The organism is Sutcliffiella sp. FSL R7-0096 (assembly GCF_038595065.1).
In the GTDB taxonomy this organism is placed as follows: domain Bacteria; phylum Bacillota; class Bacilli; order Bacillales; family Bacillaceae_I; genus Sutcliffiella_A.
The window spans coordinates 2,818,719-2,834,704 of record NZ_CP152003.1; the positions used below are offsets into that span (position 1 = coordinate 2,818,719).

Sequence of the window (15,986 nt, forward strand, 5' to 3'; positions counted from 1 at the left end):
CCTACTCAACCCCCGAAGTATTGAAACTGGTATAAATAATTGGCAGGTCTACTGACTTATGCTTCCTCCTACTATGAGCCTTCCCATATGGTGACCTAATTCCTTAAGCCTATTCATACAGTGGTAATCTCATTTCGTCCACATTTACAGTTGCGGGGACAGTCTTGGCATTGCACCAAATTCCCTATTAAGTCACCATCGTGACACCAATTATATGTTAACTATTCAGTTTTACTAAGTTTCATATTACAAGATATGTCTATGGATGACAAGAAAATGTTTCATACAAAACAAGATTTTTCGCTATTGCTCATCATATAAATTCAACTTTTGCGGAATAAACATGGAAAATGTCGTGCCTTCGTTTTCTTTGGAGTGAACCGATATGGTTCCTTGATGCGCATCCACTATATTTTTCACGATTGCCAACCCAAGACCGGTACCTGCGCGCCCTCTAGTTCTCGCCTTATCGGCTTTGTAAAACCGTTCAAATACAAATGGAAGATCCTCTTCGGGAATCCCGTGTCCGGAGTCTTTCACATCGATTTTAACCCCATTGTCCATCATTTTAACATGGATGGAGATTATCCCTTCGTCAGCCGTATGACGAATTGCGTTATCAACAAGGTTTGTCATCACTTGTTCCATCCGATCGACATCCATTTGGATAGAGCCCTTTCCGTCTACAAGAGAATGCAGGGCAATCGCCTTTTCTTTTGCCAACCCCTGAAATTTACGAGTGATTTTCTCTACAAAAATTGCGACATCAGTCTGTTCATAGTTCAAGGAAATATGACCTGCTTCCATTCTTGCCAAATCGAGAAGATCATTGACCAGTCTTCCCATCCTTAAGGATTCATCATAAATCACGGAAGCCAGTTCTTTTTTCTCTTCTTCCGTTCCTGCTATATCATCCACAATTGCCTCGCTGTAACCCTGAAGCATGGAGATAGGTGTACGTAGCTCATGGGAGACATTGGCAATAAAGTCTTTCCTAAGCTTATCAAGCCTTCTCTCTTCCGTCATGTCACGGATAACGGCAACTGCTCCACGAATATTTGTTTGCGTGTACAGAGGGCTCATTACAATTACCCATGTGCGCCCCTGATAGATCAACTCAATACTTTGCTCCTTTTCTACCGATATGGCCCGCTGGAACATTTCTTTCACCTCACCAGGAAGGTCTTCTCCACTGGCGTTCCCCTCTTGATAGAACCATGCCTGCAAAAACTTTTCAGCAGGTGGGTTCGTAACAAGGATGGTCCCATCGCGATTCAGGGTAATTACCCCATCCGCCATACTACTGAGTATGTTTGCAAGATGTTCCTTTTCCTGATTCAGGGCATTGATATTAAATTTGAGCTGCCTTCCCATTTGGTTGAAAGCCATTCCCAATTCACCTATTTCATCCGAGGTTAGGATTGGGACCTTCGTGTCAAATTTCCCACGTGCAACTTCAAAGGCAGCTTCTCTCATATTTCTGAGTGGAGCTGTGATTCTAGTTGAAAGAAAGAAAGCAAAAATGGTCGTCAGAAAGATGGCAAATCCAGCTGCAAGCAAAATCAGCTTCGTCGTTTGTTTTGTCGTTTCTTTTATAGCAAGAAGGGACTGATAAACAAAAACAGCTCCATCTTTATTTCCGTCAATATGCAAAGGGATACCGACAATCATCACTTCCCCATGCATTTCATCGGTGATATTCAGATCTGGGAGGTACGTTTTCTTTGTTACAATCGGCTGATCTTCAAATACAAGGGAAAGCTCTGGATCATTCAGGAAAAATTCTGCAGGAAGATGATCGATTTCCGGATTCGGCGAATGAGAAAACTCCCCTTTATCAGTGAAAATCACCACTCGAGATACTTCATCCACAAGCTCCCATGCAATGGATTTAGATTGTTCCATATTTTCATGCTGCTCCAGTATCAACGAAATCTTACTTGCAGCCTGTGTCAGGTCTTTCTCCGCTTCCTGTACATGGTAATTATCAAAGAATTCAAGTAACAAGATCGTCAATACAAATAATACAAAGGAAACCAAAAGTAAAATGGTAAGCCAGAGCTTACCAACGACACTTCTCCAAATCATGATTCATTGCCAACCTCAAATTTATAGCCTACTCCCCATACTGTAACAATCATTTTGGAGGCCGGTTCCGATACTTTGTTCAACTTCTCACGGAGTCGTTTCACATGTGTATCTACCGTACGTAAATCACCAAAGAATTCATACTGCCATACTTCTTTCAACAGTTGTTCACGGTCAAAAACTTTATCCGGGGATTTTGCCAGGAAATAAAGGAGTTCGTATTCCTTAGGTGTAAGATTTACTTCTTTCCCTTCGGATGTCACGCGATGTGCGTCATTGTCGATCGTCAAATGCGGAAATACGATGACATCCTTTGTTGTCGTCTCCGTGGTAAGAAATGTTGTACTAGATGAGCGACGTAACAACGCTTTCACACGCAGCACCACTTCTCTTGGGCTGAATGGCTTTACGATATAATCGTCTGTTCCTACTTCGAATCCCTGCACGCGATTCGTCTCTTCTCCCTTGGCCGTCAGCATGATGATCGGGGTTGCTTTCTTTTCTCTGATCTCTTTACAAACCTCCATACCATCCATTCCGGGCATCATAATATCCAAGAGAATGACATCGTACTCTTTTTCCAATGCTAGTTCGAGCGCAGAGTGGCCGTTATCTGCCTCTTCAATGACATAGTTTTCCCTTTCAAGATACATCTTCAGAAGCCTTCTAATTCGGTCTTCGTCATCCACCACAAGAATTCTCACTTCTTTTTCCATTAATAAAGCCCCCTTATTAGATTCTGTAGGAAAAGCCTCCACAACTTTGTGAAGGCTCATTATAGGTATTACATTGCATAAGAGTGAAGTCCGGCAATGATTAGGTTTACTCCGATAAGATTGAACAAGATGATGGCAAAACCGACAAGCGTCAGCCAAGCCGATTTCTCCCCTTCCCAACCTTTAGAAAGGCGCAAATGAAGATATCCAGCATAAAAGAGCCAAGTGATGAATGCCCATACTTCCTTAGGATCCCATGCCCAGAACCTCGACCAGGCAATTTGTGCCCAAATGGCAGCAAATATCAAACCTCCAAGTGTGAATACAGGGAAACCAATGGTAACGGCACGATAACCAATTTCATCAACCATGTTAAGGTTCACTCTTGAAACAGCAGGTTTTAATGCTTGTCCAATAGGCTTTCTTAAGACAAGACGTAAAATCAGGTAAAGGATGGCACCTCCAAGTAGAGACCAAATCACTGTGTTCAGTTTAAGAGTATTAATCCAAGGTGAAAGGTTCACAAGAGAATCCATTCTTCCTTCTGTCAATAGTTCTCCTTCATTAGGTCCGACAATTGGATATAAGTTATATTCAACTTGTGCTTGTGCACCCTCTTTGTTGATATAGGAGAATTGAGCTTCATAGTCCATTGCACCAAACCCTATGGAGATAAGGATGAACCCTAGGAAGGAAATCAATACATAGAGGGTGAATTCAACCCAAAACGGTTTTTGCCCTTTTTTTGTATAATCTACCACTTTTACAAGGTAAATTAAACCTGCGGCAAAGCTAACGGAAAGGATGGCAATTCCCAATGCTACCGTAGAAACGTGAATTGCCAGCCAGTGACTTTGCAGCGCCGGGATAAGCGGTGAGATATCACTTGGAAACATGGCCGCATAGGCAATAAGCAATAAGGCAATTGGTAGTGTAAATACTCCCAATGTGCTTGTTTTATAAATGAAATAAATGACAATGAATGCTAAAACCATCATCATCCCGAAGAATGTCGTAAATTCAAACAGGTTACTGACAGGTGCATGTCCACCCGCTATCCAGCGTGTGATGAAATAACCTAACTGTGCAATAAAACCTAGAATGGTAATACTAATTCCTATTTTAGCAGCTTTATTGCCTTGTTTTCCACGTATGGCTCCGCCAAAGAAGGCTGTTCCAACAAGGTAAAGGATAAAAGCAGCATATAGTAAATTTCCACTGAGCTGTGCCATCTTTAGACCTCCTCTTTCTTTTCTCTGTCTTTTTCCTGTTCCTTTTCCGCTTCCACTTGATCAACAGGAATGGAGATGGAAGTTTGTTCAAATGCTTTGTTGATTTCATTTTTCAACCCAAACCAATTTTTGTTCGTATGTCCTGCAACGAAAATCTCATTGCCTACTTTTCTGACCCAGACACGACGGTGATTCCAATACATCCCCTGGATGACACCGATCATGAAGATGGTACCACCAAGTCCAAGGATCCAAAGGGTAAGGTCTTTTCGGACCGTCAATCCGGAAACGTTCCGTGTTTCAAAACCGGCAAATGTCATTTTGTTTTCGTTGGTACCATTCGGTTCTATGTTTTGTCTAATTGCGACCAAGGCAATTTCTCCCTCAGATGTTTCCGGTGTGATCATCCGGAAAACAAAAGCAGGGTTGTTCGGAACTCTTGTCTTGGTTGCTGGCTCTCCACTTTCTAAAGTGAAATCAGGAAAATAGTTTACAAGTTCGATGGATCTTCCATCCCCTAAATCATAACTTGACTCAGGGTTTAAGAGATCCACTTTAATTGTACCAAAATTATCTCCGGATTCCTTATTTTCAAGGTTGAATGACATGGTTTTAAATTCATTCAACTTATAATCCACTTGATAAAAAGCAAAGTTGTCATGCTTCAATGGTTGGTTCACCTGGATGGCATGCTCTTTTACTTCTTTTAATTCCGGCTCTGCCCCTACAATGAATTCTCCTTGTCGTTCATAGAGAACGGCATTCGTCTGGAAATTGCTTGCAATGGCATCTTCCCCAGCCCTGGAGATCGCAGAGTTGAATATTTCGTCTGATGATTCGCTATTATAGGTTTCAAAAATAAAGCCTTCGTTTTTTAGATAATACTGGCCACCAGTGCCTGGTACCAACCTTGTCTCCCCTTCACGCACCCAAACAACTTCGTCCACGTACATGCCCGGAAAGAACCGCAGCATGGCACCAATCAAGAATATTATGATACCTATATGGTTTACATATGGTCCCCATCTAGAAAAACGGTTTTTCTCCGCGAGGATATTTCCATCTTCTTCTCTGACATTGAACTTTCTTTTCAATAACCCTTGTTTTGCTTTCTCTATTTCCGCTTCCGCATCCCCATGGACCATAGTAGTTCCAAACACACGTTGGCGCTTCATGAAGCTCTCATGTCTAGTCACCTTTTGGGTTTTTAACGATTTATGTAGAGGAATAAATCGATCCAGACTGGCAATGACAAGGGATATGCCAAGTGCTGCTATCAGAAGCATGTACCACCATGAACCATACAGATCGTGGAATCCAAGAGTATAGTACATTTTACCGGCAAAACCGTACTCCTGTTCATAATAGATATGGGGAGGAATAGTCTGGTTAATATAATCCTTTTGTGGAAAAATCGTCCCGATGGAAGAAGCCACTAGGATAATGAAAATAATCCAAATCCCTACTTTCACGGACGAAAAGAAGTTCCACACTTTATCAATAATGGTTTTGTTATAGGTTTGTGAACGCCTTGCACTACCTTCATAGCGCATATCCAATAGTTTTTCTTTGCTGTGGTCATTCTCCGTCGGCTTTCCACACGCCTCACAAAGAATGGTCCCCTCTGGATTGAGGTGTCCACACTCACATTTAATATCATTCATACGTATAAACTCCCTATTATTCAGGCTTGATCATTTCCATGAATTCCTTTATATTACCTTCAGACAATTCACCGGAACTTTTCTTCACGACCTTCCCATTTTCATCAATGAGGATGGTAGTAGGCAAAGGAAGGATTCCATAAGCCTGTCTTACCTGGTCGTGTTTATCCATAGGAATGGGAAACGTCAACCCATGACGGTCCCTGAATTTCTCTACTGCCAGGTTCGTTTCTTGGATATTCACTGCAATGATTTCGACGCCTTGGTCTTTATATGCTTGATATTGGTTTTCCATATAGGGCATTTCCCGTTCACAAGGCTTGCACCAAGTTCCCCAAAAGTTTAGAAAGACCCCTTTTCCGCGGTAATCAGACAACATCACTTCATTACCTTCCAAATCGGTCAGCACGAAGTTAGGTGCCTCATCCCCCACATCTACAATCTCCTTGGATTGAAAGAAGGTTGTATACATCGTATATCCAATCGCTAATAAAAGAAGCAGCAGAATGGTTGTACGCATAACTAAACGTTGCTTTTTATTCATCTACATACTCTCCTAAAACTGAGACATTTCATCCTTGTTATTATAACATTTACTACTTTTTACATAGATAATAGAATATGAAGGTTTTGTGACACCAAGAAAAGCGGAGGCGGCTCGTTCAGGCCCGACAAGCATAAGACAGTTTTCGGAAGAGGTCGCTCTTTGACCTCTGCAGAAAACTGGCTTATGACCTCGAGGGCCTAGCCGCCGTAGCTAGACAATCAGAAAAGCGGAAGGTGCCCGTTTTGGGACGTGGCGGTCGTGTTTATCCATCCTTTTGGAGCATATATCCATCCTAAATAGATTTTATCCTTCCTAAAGGGCAACATATCCATTCAAACGAACATTTATCCATCGAAAAAGAGAGGATATCCATATTTACTCGCTTTCGGGCTTTATCACAATAGGCCCATCCGACAAGTTATGCCAATTTGAAGGGAGTTCGTGCCAAAACGTATCGAGTTCATGCCAAAATGCATCGAGTTCGTGCCAAAACACATCGAGTTCATGCCAAACTACCCCAAGTTCGTGCCAAAATTATTTTCCAGCTACTACGACACCATTAAACTAGTACGGTGTCTGTGCATAAACAAAAGCGGAAGCTGCCTATTAAGCTTCCTCCGCTTTCCTTCATACTATTGCTATTTCTTCGGCTTTGTCGCCATTACCCGCAGCTGTTTCACTTCATGCGGTGTCAGTTCACGAGCTTCACCGGCGGAAAGACCCTGAAGTGTAAGGAAACCGTAACGTTCCCTTTTCAGCTTCATGACTGGATGCCCGATTGCTTCGAACATACGGCGAACTTGCCTGTTACGGCCTTCATGAATACTGATTTCAAAAATGGATGTATTTTTAGTCCGCTCCATGGAAAGCAACTTTATTCTTGCTGGTGCCGTCTTGCCATCTTCAAGCTTGATGCCTCTCTCCAAGCTTTTGATTGCTTCACGGGAAGGAATACCTTTCAGTTTGGCAACATACACCTTTTCTACCTCTGAAGCGGGATGCATCAGCGCATTTGCGAATTCGCCGTCATTGGTCATCAACAACAGACCAGATGTATCATAATCCAATCGCCCTACCGGATAGATTCGTTCTGGTATATATGGGAAAAAGTCTGTAGCGACCTTTCTACCTTTATCATCACTTACACTGGAGATGACGCCTCTTGGCTTATATAATAGGAAGTAGACAGGTTCCTCTCTTTCAACTTGGACGCCCTCCACTTCAATCTTATCGTTAGAAGACACTTTGACCCCAAGTTCTTTTACTACTTTATCGTTAACTTTGACTTTACCTTCTTTTATCAGTTCTTCTGCTTTTCTTCTAGATGCCACACCGGCATGTGCTATTACTTTTTGTAACCGTTCCATTTCTTTCACCTCATTCAACATCTTACCCGACTTTCCTAAGAAAAGCCAAGATTTCTCTACCACTATTCTTTCCAATATTCACAAACTCTAATTATACCTGCAGTCTTTCCTAAAAAGAAAGAAAAACTTATGGTTGTCGGCTTCGGGGCTGACACATTTCATGAAGAGTTGTTTTATTCTTTTTTTAGCTCAAGAAGGTCTTTATCCCTCTTATGAAGACTTCCCTTATTCTTTTGCCAATCAAGAGCGGTCTTCATCTCTCTTATGAAGACCTCCCTTTTTCTTTTGCCTACTCAGAGAGGTCTTCATCTCTCTTATGAAGACCTCCCTTTTTCTTTTGCCAGCCCAGAGAGGTCTTCATCTCTCTTATGAAAACCTCTCTCCTTTTATTTCAATCCAAAAGAGGTCTTCATCCCTCCCTTGAAAGCCTCTTCTTCTCATTTTCCCAATTCAAAAAGTTCACCATCGCTTCCTTGAAAGCCTCTACTTCTCATTATTCCAACTCAAAGAGGCCTTCATCCCATTCTTGAAGACCTCAACTAAATATATGGTGAAACTATCACAATACTACATCGCAAAAAAGAATGTCACAACCAGTATGGAAACGATAATCCCCACAATATCCGCTAACAACCCCACTTTTAGCGCATCACCCATTTTCTTGATCCCCACTGCCCCAAAATAGACGGTAATGACATACAGAGTCGTATCCGTACTTCCCTGTAAAATGGAGGCTAGACGGCCCATGAAGGAATCAGGCCCATATGTCGCAATCATATCCGTTGTCATACCAAGTGCTGCGGTACCTGATATGGGTCGAATAATGGAAAGAGGAACAATTTCAGCTGGTACTCCGATGGCCTGCATCGCTGGTCGAACGAATTCTACAAGAAAGTCCAGTGCGCCGGATGCCCGGAATATGGAAATAGCTACAAGCATTCCTACCAGAAATGGAATGATGGAAATGGCTATCTTGATTCCCTCTCTACCTCCTTCAACGAAGGTCTCATAAGTGGGAACTTTCTTGAATGTCGCATAGAGAAGGATGAATCCGATTATGAGGGGAATCAGCCAGAGAGAAATTAGTGAAATAACCTGCATCGCCTACCTCCTTTTTGCCATTCTACGATAATAGAAAAATCGGTCTATGGATATGGCTGCAATGGTAGAGCATAAAGTTGCAACTAAAGTAGGTCCGACTATTTCAGTTGGAGCAGCTGAGCCATAGTTCATCCTGATGGCAATTACTGTGGTAGGAATCAATGTAAGGCTTGATGTGTTAATTGCCAAAAATGTTATCATGGAGCGGCTCGCTTCTACTTTCCCCCCATTAAGTTCCCTAAGCTGCTCCATTGCTTTGATCCCCATTGGTGTTGCCGCATTACCGAGACCGAACATGTTTGCAATCATATTGGATAACATATACCCCATGGCAGGATGATCTGGTGGAACCTCCGGAAAAATCCTGCGGACAATTGGTTTGAAAAGAGATGCCAACTTCTCAAGTAGTCCTGCTTCCTGAGCGATTCTCATCAATCCGAGCCAAAAAACCAAAATACTGATAAAGCCTATACAAATGGTGACAGCTTCCTTTGCACCGGTGAATATAGCTTCATTTACTTTGTCCATCGTTCCATTAATCATAGCGAATATGATTCCGATAATCGTCATCGCCACCCAGATAATGTTTACCATGGAAACTTCCCTGCCCCAATAAAGAAGATATTCTTAAATATATTCCAGAATCCACCTTCTTTTTCGATTTTCTTCTCATAATAGATCGGCGTCTCCACCACAGCTTCATCCTGGACGATTACGGTGTATTCACCTACCACTTCTGGAATATCCCCTTCATCTTTCCATTCCTTCTTGGGCTTCACTAGCGTGATTTTCACACGTGTGTTGTCCTTCTCTTTTTTGGTCATAGGAAATTTGATATCCCGAGTAAGCGTGACTTTCCCTTTATAAAAATCGTCCTTAATGTCTCTTAATTTACCTTTCTCCGCAATTTCATAGAGCTCATAATCAACAAATGCACGATTAAACATATATATATGGTCTTTCCAGTCATCTGGGCCATTCAATGTTACGGCGATTACATCCAACCCATCCTTGGATGCTGTGGTGATAAGTGTCCTTTTTGCTCGTTTGGTGTATCCTGTTTTGCCTCCAGTGGCATATTGATACATGCCTGTTACAAGGCGATGTTTGTTTGTCCAGCTTCTGTCCCAAGTTTCACCTGGCGCAGCCGGTGCACGGTACACTTTCGTGCCTGCAATTTTTTTGAACTTATCGTTTTGCATTGCATATCTAGTTAGAAGCGCCATGTCATAGGCAGTGGAATAATGATTTTCGTGATCATCCAATCCATGCGGATTGGCAAATTCCGTATGGATCATTCCCAGCTCAGCAGCTTTTTCGTTCATCATGTATACAAAGCCTTCCAAGCTGCCTCCCACATGCTCGGCAATAGCTACCGCAGAATCATTTCCGGAACGAAGCATCAGCCCATACACGAGGTGTTCCAGTTTTATCTTTTCTCCTGGTTTCAAATAGATAGAAGACCCTTCCGCCCTAATCGCTTTTTCGCTAACGGTCGCAATCTCGTCCATTTTACCGGATTCAATGGCAAGGATTGCCGTCATCACCTTTGTAATGCTGGCAATCCGCTGTTTGTCATGTGCACTTTTTTCATAAATAATCCTGCCGCTCTCTTGTTCTATCAATACCGCATTTCGCGCACTGACCCCAACCTGCTCCGCTGTAGCCTTTTGAGAAAAACTTATACTAAATATCAGCAGCGCTACCAAGACGATGCTGAGCACCTTTTGCGTTAGAGACATCCAATCCCATCCCTTATCTATTTTTGTACAAGTTTATGCGACACCTGTCCATATTTATGAATGGTTTTTATGGGGGAATGAAAAGCAGCTAATGTAAAACATATAAAAGGGAAGGTTCGCACCTCCCCTTGTCACACACTCAATAGGCTTTCCATTTTAACTTGGATGCTTCCTGGTAACGTTTTTCAACGTCTTTCCAGTTCACCAGATTCCACCACTTTTCAATATAGTCCTTGCGATCATCCTTATATTGCAGATAATAAGCATGCTCCCAAACATCCAAACCGAGCAGAGGGATGGTATCCCATTGGGTGAAGAGCTGTTGTTTTTCCGTCTGAAGGATTTCCAATCGGTGAGCACGCGGTGACCAGACAAGTAATGCCCATCCCACCCCTTCAACTTTATCAGCCGCCTCTGAAAAATGTTTTTTGAATTTTTCGTAGCTTCCGAAATCCTGGATGAGCTGTTGCATCAATCTGCCGCTTGGTTGGCCACCTCCAGTTGGCGACATATTGTCCCAGAACATGGTATGCAAATAATGTCCGGATCCGTGAAAGGCCGCTTCCCGTTCCCAATGTTTAATTAAATCAAAATCGCCGGTTTCCCTTGCTTCCAGCATCTTCATTTCGGCTTTGTTCAAGCCATCCACATAGCTTTTATGATGTTTTAAATGATGAAGCTCCATTATATCCCTTGATATATATGGTTCAAGCGCATTATATGGATATGGAAGTGGGGGCAGTGTATGTTGCCCAATAGGCACTCTCCCATTATTCACTCTTCCAATGCTTACACTCTGCATCCCTTGCGCCACTTCTTCCACACACCTTTTAATATCGAGGACTTCCGGTTCATAAATGTACTCTGATTGGGCAGTGTCCTGTACCCTTTTTAGGATTCCCCTGGTTTCTTGTAACCAGTTATTTCGGTGCTCGTTCCCCTCTCTCTGATTGGCGGTCAATATATCGAGGCACCATTCCTCCACGTCTGCCAAGAACTGCTTGAAAACAAGTTGATTTTGCTTTATCATTGTTCCCCTCCTCTGCACTCATCGTTGTATTCTATGCAAAAATTGGGCAATAAGGAACGGTGGCTGGCGTAAAAATAAAAAACACCCAGTCCGGATGGATTGGGTGCTTTCAATGATTAATTGCTTTGGATCATTTTAGTACGGTAATCTGTTTCATAGTATTCCAATTCTTCACGGACAGCCTGGAACTCACTTTCAAGGCCGCGTATCACCACTTTTAAAGACTCTGGTGGCGCTTCGTGAAACTGAATGGAGTTCTTACCTGTATAGGCAGAGCGGCTGTCCTCATACCATGCATCGTTTCTTGGAGCAAAAAACTCTTCAATGCATTGGTGATAAATATTATATAGTACCTTCTCTGCGGCAGATTTCCTGAATGGTTCACTTTTGAGGATGACCTGACAAGCATTCAACCCCTCATCACAGAAAACGGCAAGGCGGCGAGTATTTAATAACAGGAGTTCCACGTACTCTTGCTTTGTTGAAGATTCCTCCATCAAAGCGGTTAAAGTAGCCTCGTTTAAAAATGCGTTCAATTGATGTACTGTATTTCCTAAAAAACTCTCGACCTGTTCTGTTTGTGATTTAACAATTGTATTTGCCATTTAAGAATGACCCTCCAACTATTATTTTTTCTATCTGGCAGTTTCTATAAGTTACGTAAGGTAAGCTAAAAGTATTACTGCTTGGCCCATTTCAAGATGATGGTTGTGCTAAAAAGTTAAGGGGAGATGTAAGTCGGTATTCTCCATTTTGCTGCAGGCCTTCGAAGATTTCTTTTAACTTCGAAATATTCACACCCTCGAAATAGCTTGCAAGCTCTTCCTTCGTGTTGATATAAATTCGCTTTCTCTGGCGAAAACTTGGATTTTTGATTAAGCAGATGATGGCTACCAGATCTTTGAACGTGATCTGCCTGCCCCCCAATTCAAAAATGGGATCTTCTTTTTGTTGGATATTCGGAATAAATTCAGCAAACGTTTCGTCGAAATAGCGAATATAAAGTACATGAAACGTCCTTTGTTCCCCAGCATCTTCAAATGACACAACGGATCTGTTGAAAAAATCCTCCGACGTGTTGGATTGGGCTTTTTCTAATTCATACCCTCTAATTTCAGTTATACGCATGCGTTCACTCCCTATTGCTCTCATTCCATGAATCTGATTGTCGATATTCCACTACCATCAACGTGGAGTGCTATCAAGCGTGGCTATGTTAAAGCCATCTGTACTACTATTTTACCATATTATAAAAAAATAATCTTAAGATTCAAATGTTTCTTGAAACTTTTCGAAAAATAAATCCGCTTCCTCGTCCATTTCTTCCATGTTCACCGTCAGCGGTGGCAATTCTTTAATATCTTTCAATCCAAAGTAGTCCAGGAACTCTTTTGTAGTGCCATAAAGAATCGCCCTTCCGGTACCTTCTGCTCGTCCCACTTCTTTGACAAGGGCTTTTGCAGCCAATGTTTGCAGGGGTCTTTCACTTTTCACTCCGCGGATATTCTCCACTTCGGTCCTTGTGATAGGTTGCTTATAGGCCACAATCGCCAATGTTTCAAGAGCTGCCTGGGAAAGAGTTTGGGATGTGGGAGATTCCACCAGTCTTTTCAAATATACAGAGTGTTCTTTCTTCGTTGTCAGCTGATACGTTCCTGCTAGCTCAATTAACGTTATTCCCCGTTCCTTTTTCTTATACCCTTTTTGAAGGTCAGCCAATATATCAATTACGATATGTTCCTCCACCTCGAGTACCGTCGTAAGTTGTTTAAGCGTCAGTCCATCGTCTCCTGCGGCAAACAGGAGACTCTCGACAATCGCTTTCCAATTAGTAATAGTCAATTTCCTCGTTTCCTCCTTCCTTGTATGAAACATAGATATCCGCAAAGTTATTATCCTGCTCCAACAGTATGCTATCTTTCTTTAAAAGTTCCAATATGGCCAAAAAGGTAACAACAATATATTCCTTACTTGATTCAGGAAAAAGTTCATAGAAATGTTTACGACCCTTAAATTGACGCAAATCTTGCATCAGTTCCTCCATCCGCTTTTCTATAGGTATTTCTTGTCTTGTTATTCTCGTTTGCATGGGCTTTTGGATTTTTTTTCTACGCATCAGCTTTTGTAAAGCTCCAAGCATGTCATATAGGGAAACATCGAGTTTGACCTCATCAGGTTGCACATCCCTCATAAGATCACTGAGGTCACTTGGCGGTTTTGTATAGAGGTGGCTTCTTTCTTCCTCCATCTCTTTCAGGTCATCGGCTGCTTCTTTATACTTTCTGTATTCGATCAGTCGGTTCATTAATTCCTCACGGGGATCTTCTTCATACTCTGCAAATTCATCTTCCTCATCTGGCAACTCTTCATCGTGTTTCGGCAAAAGCATTTTGCTTTTGATTTCAATCAGCGTTGCAGCCATTACAAGGTATTCACTAGCAACATCCAATTGCAATTCTTTCATGGTATGTATGTATAATAAGTATTGCTCGGTGATCTGAGCAACCGGGATATCATATATATCAATCTCCAGCCTGTTTATCAAATGTAATAATAAATCCAATGGGCCTTCAAAGGCCTCTACTTTCACATTATATTCCTGCACAATCATTCATCCACCTAACATAAACATCAAACTATACAATAGTATAGAGTATTCCGGCATTATTTTATAGAGTTTTCATGATTATGTTAAAATATTATTAGATTTACATAAAGGGGGAAATCCTTTGTATCCGAAAGCTTATCTTGATTATTTATACCATTTTCATTGTGATAGAGACTATTTCGAATGCCATGAGGTTCTAGAGGAATATTGGAAGGAAAAAGATGCAGCCGAGCGGGAGATTCATTGGGTTGGGCTCATTCAGATTGCTGTGGGGCTCTACCACCAGCGACGTGGGAATTACAAGGGAGCTTTGCGAATGCTTCAAAATGCCCATTCGATTATCGGTAAAGAGTCAGCAGAAATTAATGCGTTGGGACTTGATAGTCGTAAATTGGTTATATTGCTTGGAGAGCGGATTGATTGTGTACGAAGGGAAGAACCATATAGCAGCTTGAATTTGCCGATAGCAGACCCTGAACTGCAGATATCTTGTGAAGCTATGGCGAAAAAATCGAGAAAAGCTTGGGGTGCAGCAAGTGATTTGCTTGATGGTTCATTGGTGAACAGGCATACTCTCCGAGATCGTACTGAAGTGATTGCAGAGAGGCGACGCCAGCTTAACCTGCGGAAGCGGCAAGAATAGGATTAGTCGGGCTTTAGGGAGTGGGATGGGAAAGGGATTGAATGTGCTGGCCTATTGTAGAAATGTGAAGTTTTTGTCGAACGGCATGTATTGGGTGCATTTTCGCTTGTATTTTCATTTCCCGGACTCTATTTGCTGCAGTTCCGCTTGTAATTTCATTTTCCGGATTTTCCCGTATTGTAGCCCACGTGAAAATTCATCTTTACAACGCAAAAAACGACGCACTTTCATTAGAAAGCCGTCGTTTTTCTCCTATATGCAGTTATTCACTACATTCTTTTTCATCTAGATCACATTTTTCAATAAATGCAGTTGTATATTGTGTTGTTTTCACCGCTTTGTTAGGATAGGTTTCTGTGAGCGCCACGACCATTTTCTTGCCAAAACCTTGTCCACGATGGGATGGTATGACACTGATATGTTGAATGGTGAAGCTGTCCTCCTCCAACTCGATACCGATCAGTCCAATGATATCGTCTTCTTTCCAAAGAAAAAGCTGCCAGTTTTCTTTATCTTCGTAGTCTCTCATGGATTGCTGTAACTTCTTCAGCTCTTTTTCAGTTGGCATAAAGGACATAAGACCCATAGCAATTTTCTCAAAGCTCTTCTTATAACGAATTAACATATATTACCCCTCATTATCGAAAAAACTTTCATCAGTGTAACTACAAATAGTATAGGAAAATTACACCAGAATGTTCCTATTTGAAAGATTTTCATACTCTTAAATATACATTCTATCCAATCAAAGCTTTAAAGTACACCCTTTTGAAATAAATCTTAAAATTCTCGTAATAAATTGGCCATTTCAATGGCAGACGCCGCAGCTTCCCAGCCTTTGTTACCTGCTTTCGTACCTGCTCGTTCAATAGCCTGTTCAATGGTTTCTGTTGTCAGCACGCCGAAGATAACAGGAATTCCAGATTGCATGGAAGCTTGGGATACCCCTTTAGCTGCCTCATTGCAGACATAATCAAAATGAGGAGTCGAGCCACGGATCACTGTGCCAAGTGTGATTACTGCATCGTATTTCCCGGAATCAGCCATTCTTTTTGCCACTAAAGGAATTTCAAAAGCACCTGGTACCCAAGCCACATCCACCTGACCCTCTTCCACACCGTGTCTTTTGAGAGCGTCCTGCGCTCCACCAAGAAGCTTGCTTGTAATAAACTCATTAAATCTTCCAACCACAATCCCTACTCTAAGTCCTGTTCCTACTAAATTCCCTTCAAATACCTTTGCCATGAA

General features: G+C 41.9%; 17 protein-coding genes and 1 riboswitch. Of the genes, 1 reads left to right on the top strand and 16 read right to left on the bottom strand.

The window, feature by feature from the left end; genetic code table 11:
• Positions 1-23: 23 nt before the first annotated feature.
• Positions 24-226, bottom strand: a riboswitch (cobalamin riboswitch).
• Between the two features lie 77 nt (positions 227-303).
• The 14 genes from MKY77_RS14385 to MKY77_RS14450 all read right to left on the bottom strand — a co-directional run bounded on the left by MKY77_RS14385 (position 304) and on the right by MKY77_RS14450 (position 14,098).
• Positions 304-2,091 carry an ATP-binding protein gene (locus tag MKY77_RS14385; protein ID WP_339149826.1) on the bottom strand — a complete coding sequence of 596 codons (1,788 nt, stop codon included), beginning with the start codon at positions 2,089-2,091 and terminating at the stop codon, positions 304-306.
• Complete coding sequence (locus MKY77_RS14390) at positions 2,085-2,804, bottom strand: response regulator transcription factor (protein ID WP_064097607.1); 720 nt, start codon at positions 2,802-2,804, stop codon at positions 2,085-2,087. The genes MKY77_RS14385 and MKY77_RS14390 overlap by 7 nt, the downstream gene beginning before the upstream one ends.
• Before the next feature lie 68 nt (positions 2,805-2,872).
• Complete coding sequence (gene ccsB, locus MKY77_RS14395) at positions 2,873-4,036, bottom strand: c-type cytochrome biogenesis protein CcsB (protein ID WP_339146541.1); 1,164 nt, start codon at positions 4,034-4,036, stop codon at positions 2,873-2,875.
• 2 nt (positions 4,037-4,038) lie between these two features.
• The gene (locus MKY77_RS14400) at positions 4,039-5,700 is read right to left on the bottom strand and encodes a cytochrome c biogenesis protein ResB (RefSeq protein WP_339146542.1); all 1,662 of its coding nucleotides are present in this window, start codon (positions 5,698-5,700) and stop codon (positions 4,039-4,041) included.
• Positions 5,701-5,716: 16 nt separating this feature from the next.
• Positions 5,717-6,244: a thiol-disulfide oxidoreductase ResA gene (locus MKY77_RS14405; RefSeq protein ID WP_339146543.1), complete on the bottom strand. Its 528-nt coding sequence runs from the start codon at positions 6,242-6,244 to the stop codon at positions 5,717-5,719.
• Positions 6,245-6,885: 641 nt separating this feature from the next.
• Positions 6,886-7,614, bottom strand: coding sequence for a 23S rRNA pseudouridine(2605) synthase RluB (rluB, locus tag MKY77_RS14410; RefSeq protein ID WP_339146544.1), 729 nt, complete (start codon positions 7,612-7,614; stop codon positions 6,886-6,888).
• Between the two features lie 567 nt (positions 7,615-8,181).
• Positions 8,182-8,715: a spore maturation protein gene (locus MKY77_RS14415; RefSeq protein WP_339146545.1), complete on the bottom strand. Its 534-nt coding sequence runs from the start codon at positions 8,713-8,715 to the stop codon at positions 8,182-8,184.
• Positions 8,716-8,718: 3 nt separating this feature from the next.
• A complete protein-coding gene (locus tag MKY77_RS14420; RefSeq protein WP_237664429.1) occupies positions 8,719-9,309 on the bottom strand; it encodes a nucleoside recognition domain-containing protein in 591 nt (196 codons plus the stop codon).
• Positions 9,303-10,457, bottom strand: a complete 1,155-nt coding sequence (locus MKY77_RS14425) for a D-alanyl-D-alanine carboxypeptidase family protein (RefSeq protein ID WP_339146546.1) — start codon at positions 10,455-10,457, stop codon at positions 9,303-9,305. The genes MKY77_RS14420 and MKY77_RS14425 overlap by 7 nt, the downstream gene beginning before the upstream one ends.
• 139 nt (positions 10,458-10,596) lie before the next feature.
• The gene (locus tag MKY77_RS14430) at positions 10,597-11,487 is read right to left on the bottom strand and encodes a superoxide dismutase (RefSeq protein ID WP_339146547.1); all 891 of its coding nucleotides are present in this window, start codon (positions 11,485-11,487) and stop codon (positions 10,597-10,599) included.
• Positions 11,488-11,603: 116 nt separating this feature from the next.
• Complete coding sequence (locus tag MKY77_RS14435) at positions 11,604-12,092, bottom strand: YpuI family protein (protein ID WP_339146548.1); 489 nt, start codon at positions 12,090-12,092, stop codon at positions 11,604-11,606.
• A gap of 91 nt (positions 12,093-12,183) precedes the next feature.
• Positions 12,184-12,615, bottom strand: coding sequence for a hypothetical protein (locus MKY77_RS14440; RefSeq protein WP_339146549.1), 432 nt, complete (start codon positions 12,613-12,615; stop codon positions 12,184-12,186).
• A 135-nt stretch (positions 12,616-12,750) separates the two neighbouring features.
• A complete protein-coding gene (gene scpB / locus MKY77_RS14445) occupies positions 12,751-13,329 on the bottom strand; it encodes an SMC-Scp complex subunit ScpB (RefSeq protein WP_339146550.1) in 579 nt (192 codons plus the stop codon).
• On the bottom strand, positions 13,316-14,098 hold the full coding sequence (locus MKY77_RS14450; RefSeq protein WP_339146551.1) for a segregation/condensation protein A: 783 nt from the start codon (positions 14,096-14,098) through the stop codon (positions 13,316-13,318). Before MKY77_RS14450 ends, scpB begins: the two co-directional genes overlap by 14 nt.
• A gap of 118 nt (positions 14,099-14,216) precedes the next feature.
• Here MKY77_RS14450 and MKY77_RS14455 point away from each other — a divergent pair, with 118 nt between their 5' ends.
• Entirely contained in the window at positions 14,217-14,738 is a 522-nt protein-coding gene (locus MKY77_RS14455) for a DUF309 domain-containing protein (protein WP_339146552.1), read from the top strand.
• Positions 14,739-15,000: 262 nt separating this feature from the next.
• On the opposite strand, the gene MKY77_RS14460 is transcribed toward MKY77_RS14455, so the two are convergent.
• Together MKY77_RS14460 and ribE are read right to left on the bottom strand one after the other, a co-directional pair.
• Entirely contained in the window at positions 15,001-15,363 is a 363-nt protein-coding gene (locus MKY77_RS14460; protein ID WP_339146553.1) for a GNAT family N-acetyltransferase, read from the bottom strand.
• A 155-nt stretch (positions 15,364-15,518) separates the two neighbouring features.
• On the bottom strand, positions 15,519-15,983 hold the full coding sequence (ribE, locus tag MKY77_RS14465) for a 6,7-dimethyl-8-ribityllumazine synthase (protein ID WP_237664421.1): 465 nt from the start codon (positions 15,981-15,983) through the stop codon (positions 15,519-15,521).
• Positions 15,984-15,986: the final 3 nt, after the last annotated feature.

Excerpts from the sequence above, each read along its gene's own strand:
- MKY77_RS14390 (WP_064097607.1), bottom strand. The coding sequence starts at position 2,804 with ATGGAAAAAGAAGTGAGAATTCTTGTGGTGGATGACGAAGACCGAATT.
- ccsB (WP_339146541.1), bottom strand. The coding sequence starts at position 4,036 with ATGGCACAGCTCAGTGGAAATTTACTATATGCTGCTTTTATCCTTTAC.
- MKY77_RS14400 (WP_339146542.1), bottom strand. The coding sequence starts at position 5,700 with ATGAATGATATTAAATGTGAGTGTGGACACCTCAATCCAGAGGGGACC.
- MKY77_RS14405 (WP_339146543.1), bottom strand. The coding sequence starts at position 6,244 with ATGAATAAAAAGCAACGTTTAGTTATGCGTACAACCATTCTGCTGCTT.
- rluB (WP_339146544.1), bottom strand. The coding sequence starts at position 7,614 with ATGGAACGGTTACAAAAAGTAATAGCACATGCCGGTGTGGCATCTAGA.
- MKY77_RS14415 (WP_339146545.1), bottom strand. The coding sequence starts at position 8,715 with ATGCAGGTTATTTCACTAATTTCTCTCTGGCTGATTCCCCTCATAATC.
- MKY77_RS14420 (WP_237664429.1), bottom strand. The coding sequence starts at position 9,309 with ATGGTAAACATTATCTGGGTGGCGATGACGATTATCGGAATCATATTC.
- MKY77_RS14425 (WP_339146546.1), bottom strand. The coding sequence starts at position 10,457 with ATGTCTCTAACGCAAAAGGTGCTCAGCATCGTCTTGGTAGCGCTGCTG.
- MKY77_RS14430 (WP_339146547.1), bottom strand. The coding sequence starts at position 11,487 with ATGATAAAGCAAAATCAACTTGTTTTCAAGCAGTTCTTGGCAGACGTG.
- MKY77_RS14435 (WP_339146548.1), bottom strand. The coding sequence starts at position 12,092 with ATGGCAAATACAATTGTTAAATCACAAACAGAACAGGTCGAGAGTTTT.
- MKY77_RS14440 (WP_339146549.1), bottom strand. The coding sequence starts at position 12,615 with ATGCGTATAACTGAAATTAGAGGGTATGAATTAGAAAAAGCCCAATCC.
- MKY77_RS14450 (WP_339146551.1), bottom strand. The coding sequence starts at position 14,098 with ATGATTGTGCAGGAATATAATGTGAAAGTAGAGGCCTTTGAAGGCCCA.
- MKY77_RS14460 (WP_339146553.1), bottom strand. The coding sequence starts at position 15,363 with ATGTTAATTCGTTATAAGAAGAGCTTTGAGAAAATTGCTATGGGTCTT.
- ribE (WP_237664421.1), bottom strand. The coding sequence starts at position 15,983 with ATGGCAAAGGTATTTGAAGGGAATTTAGTAGGAACAGGACTTAGAGTA.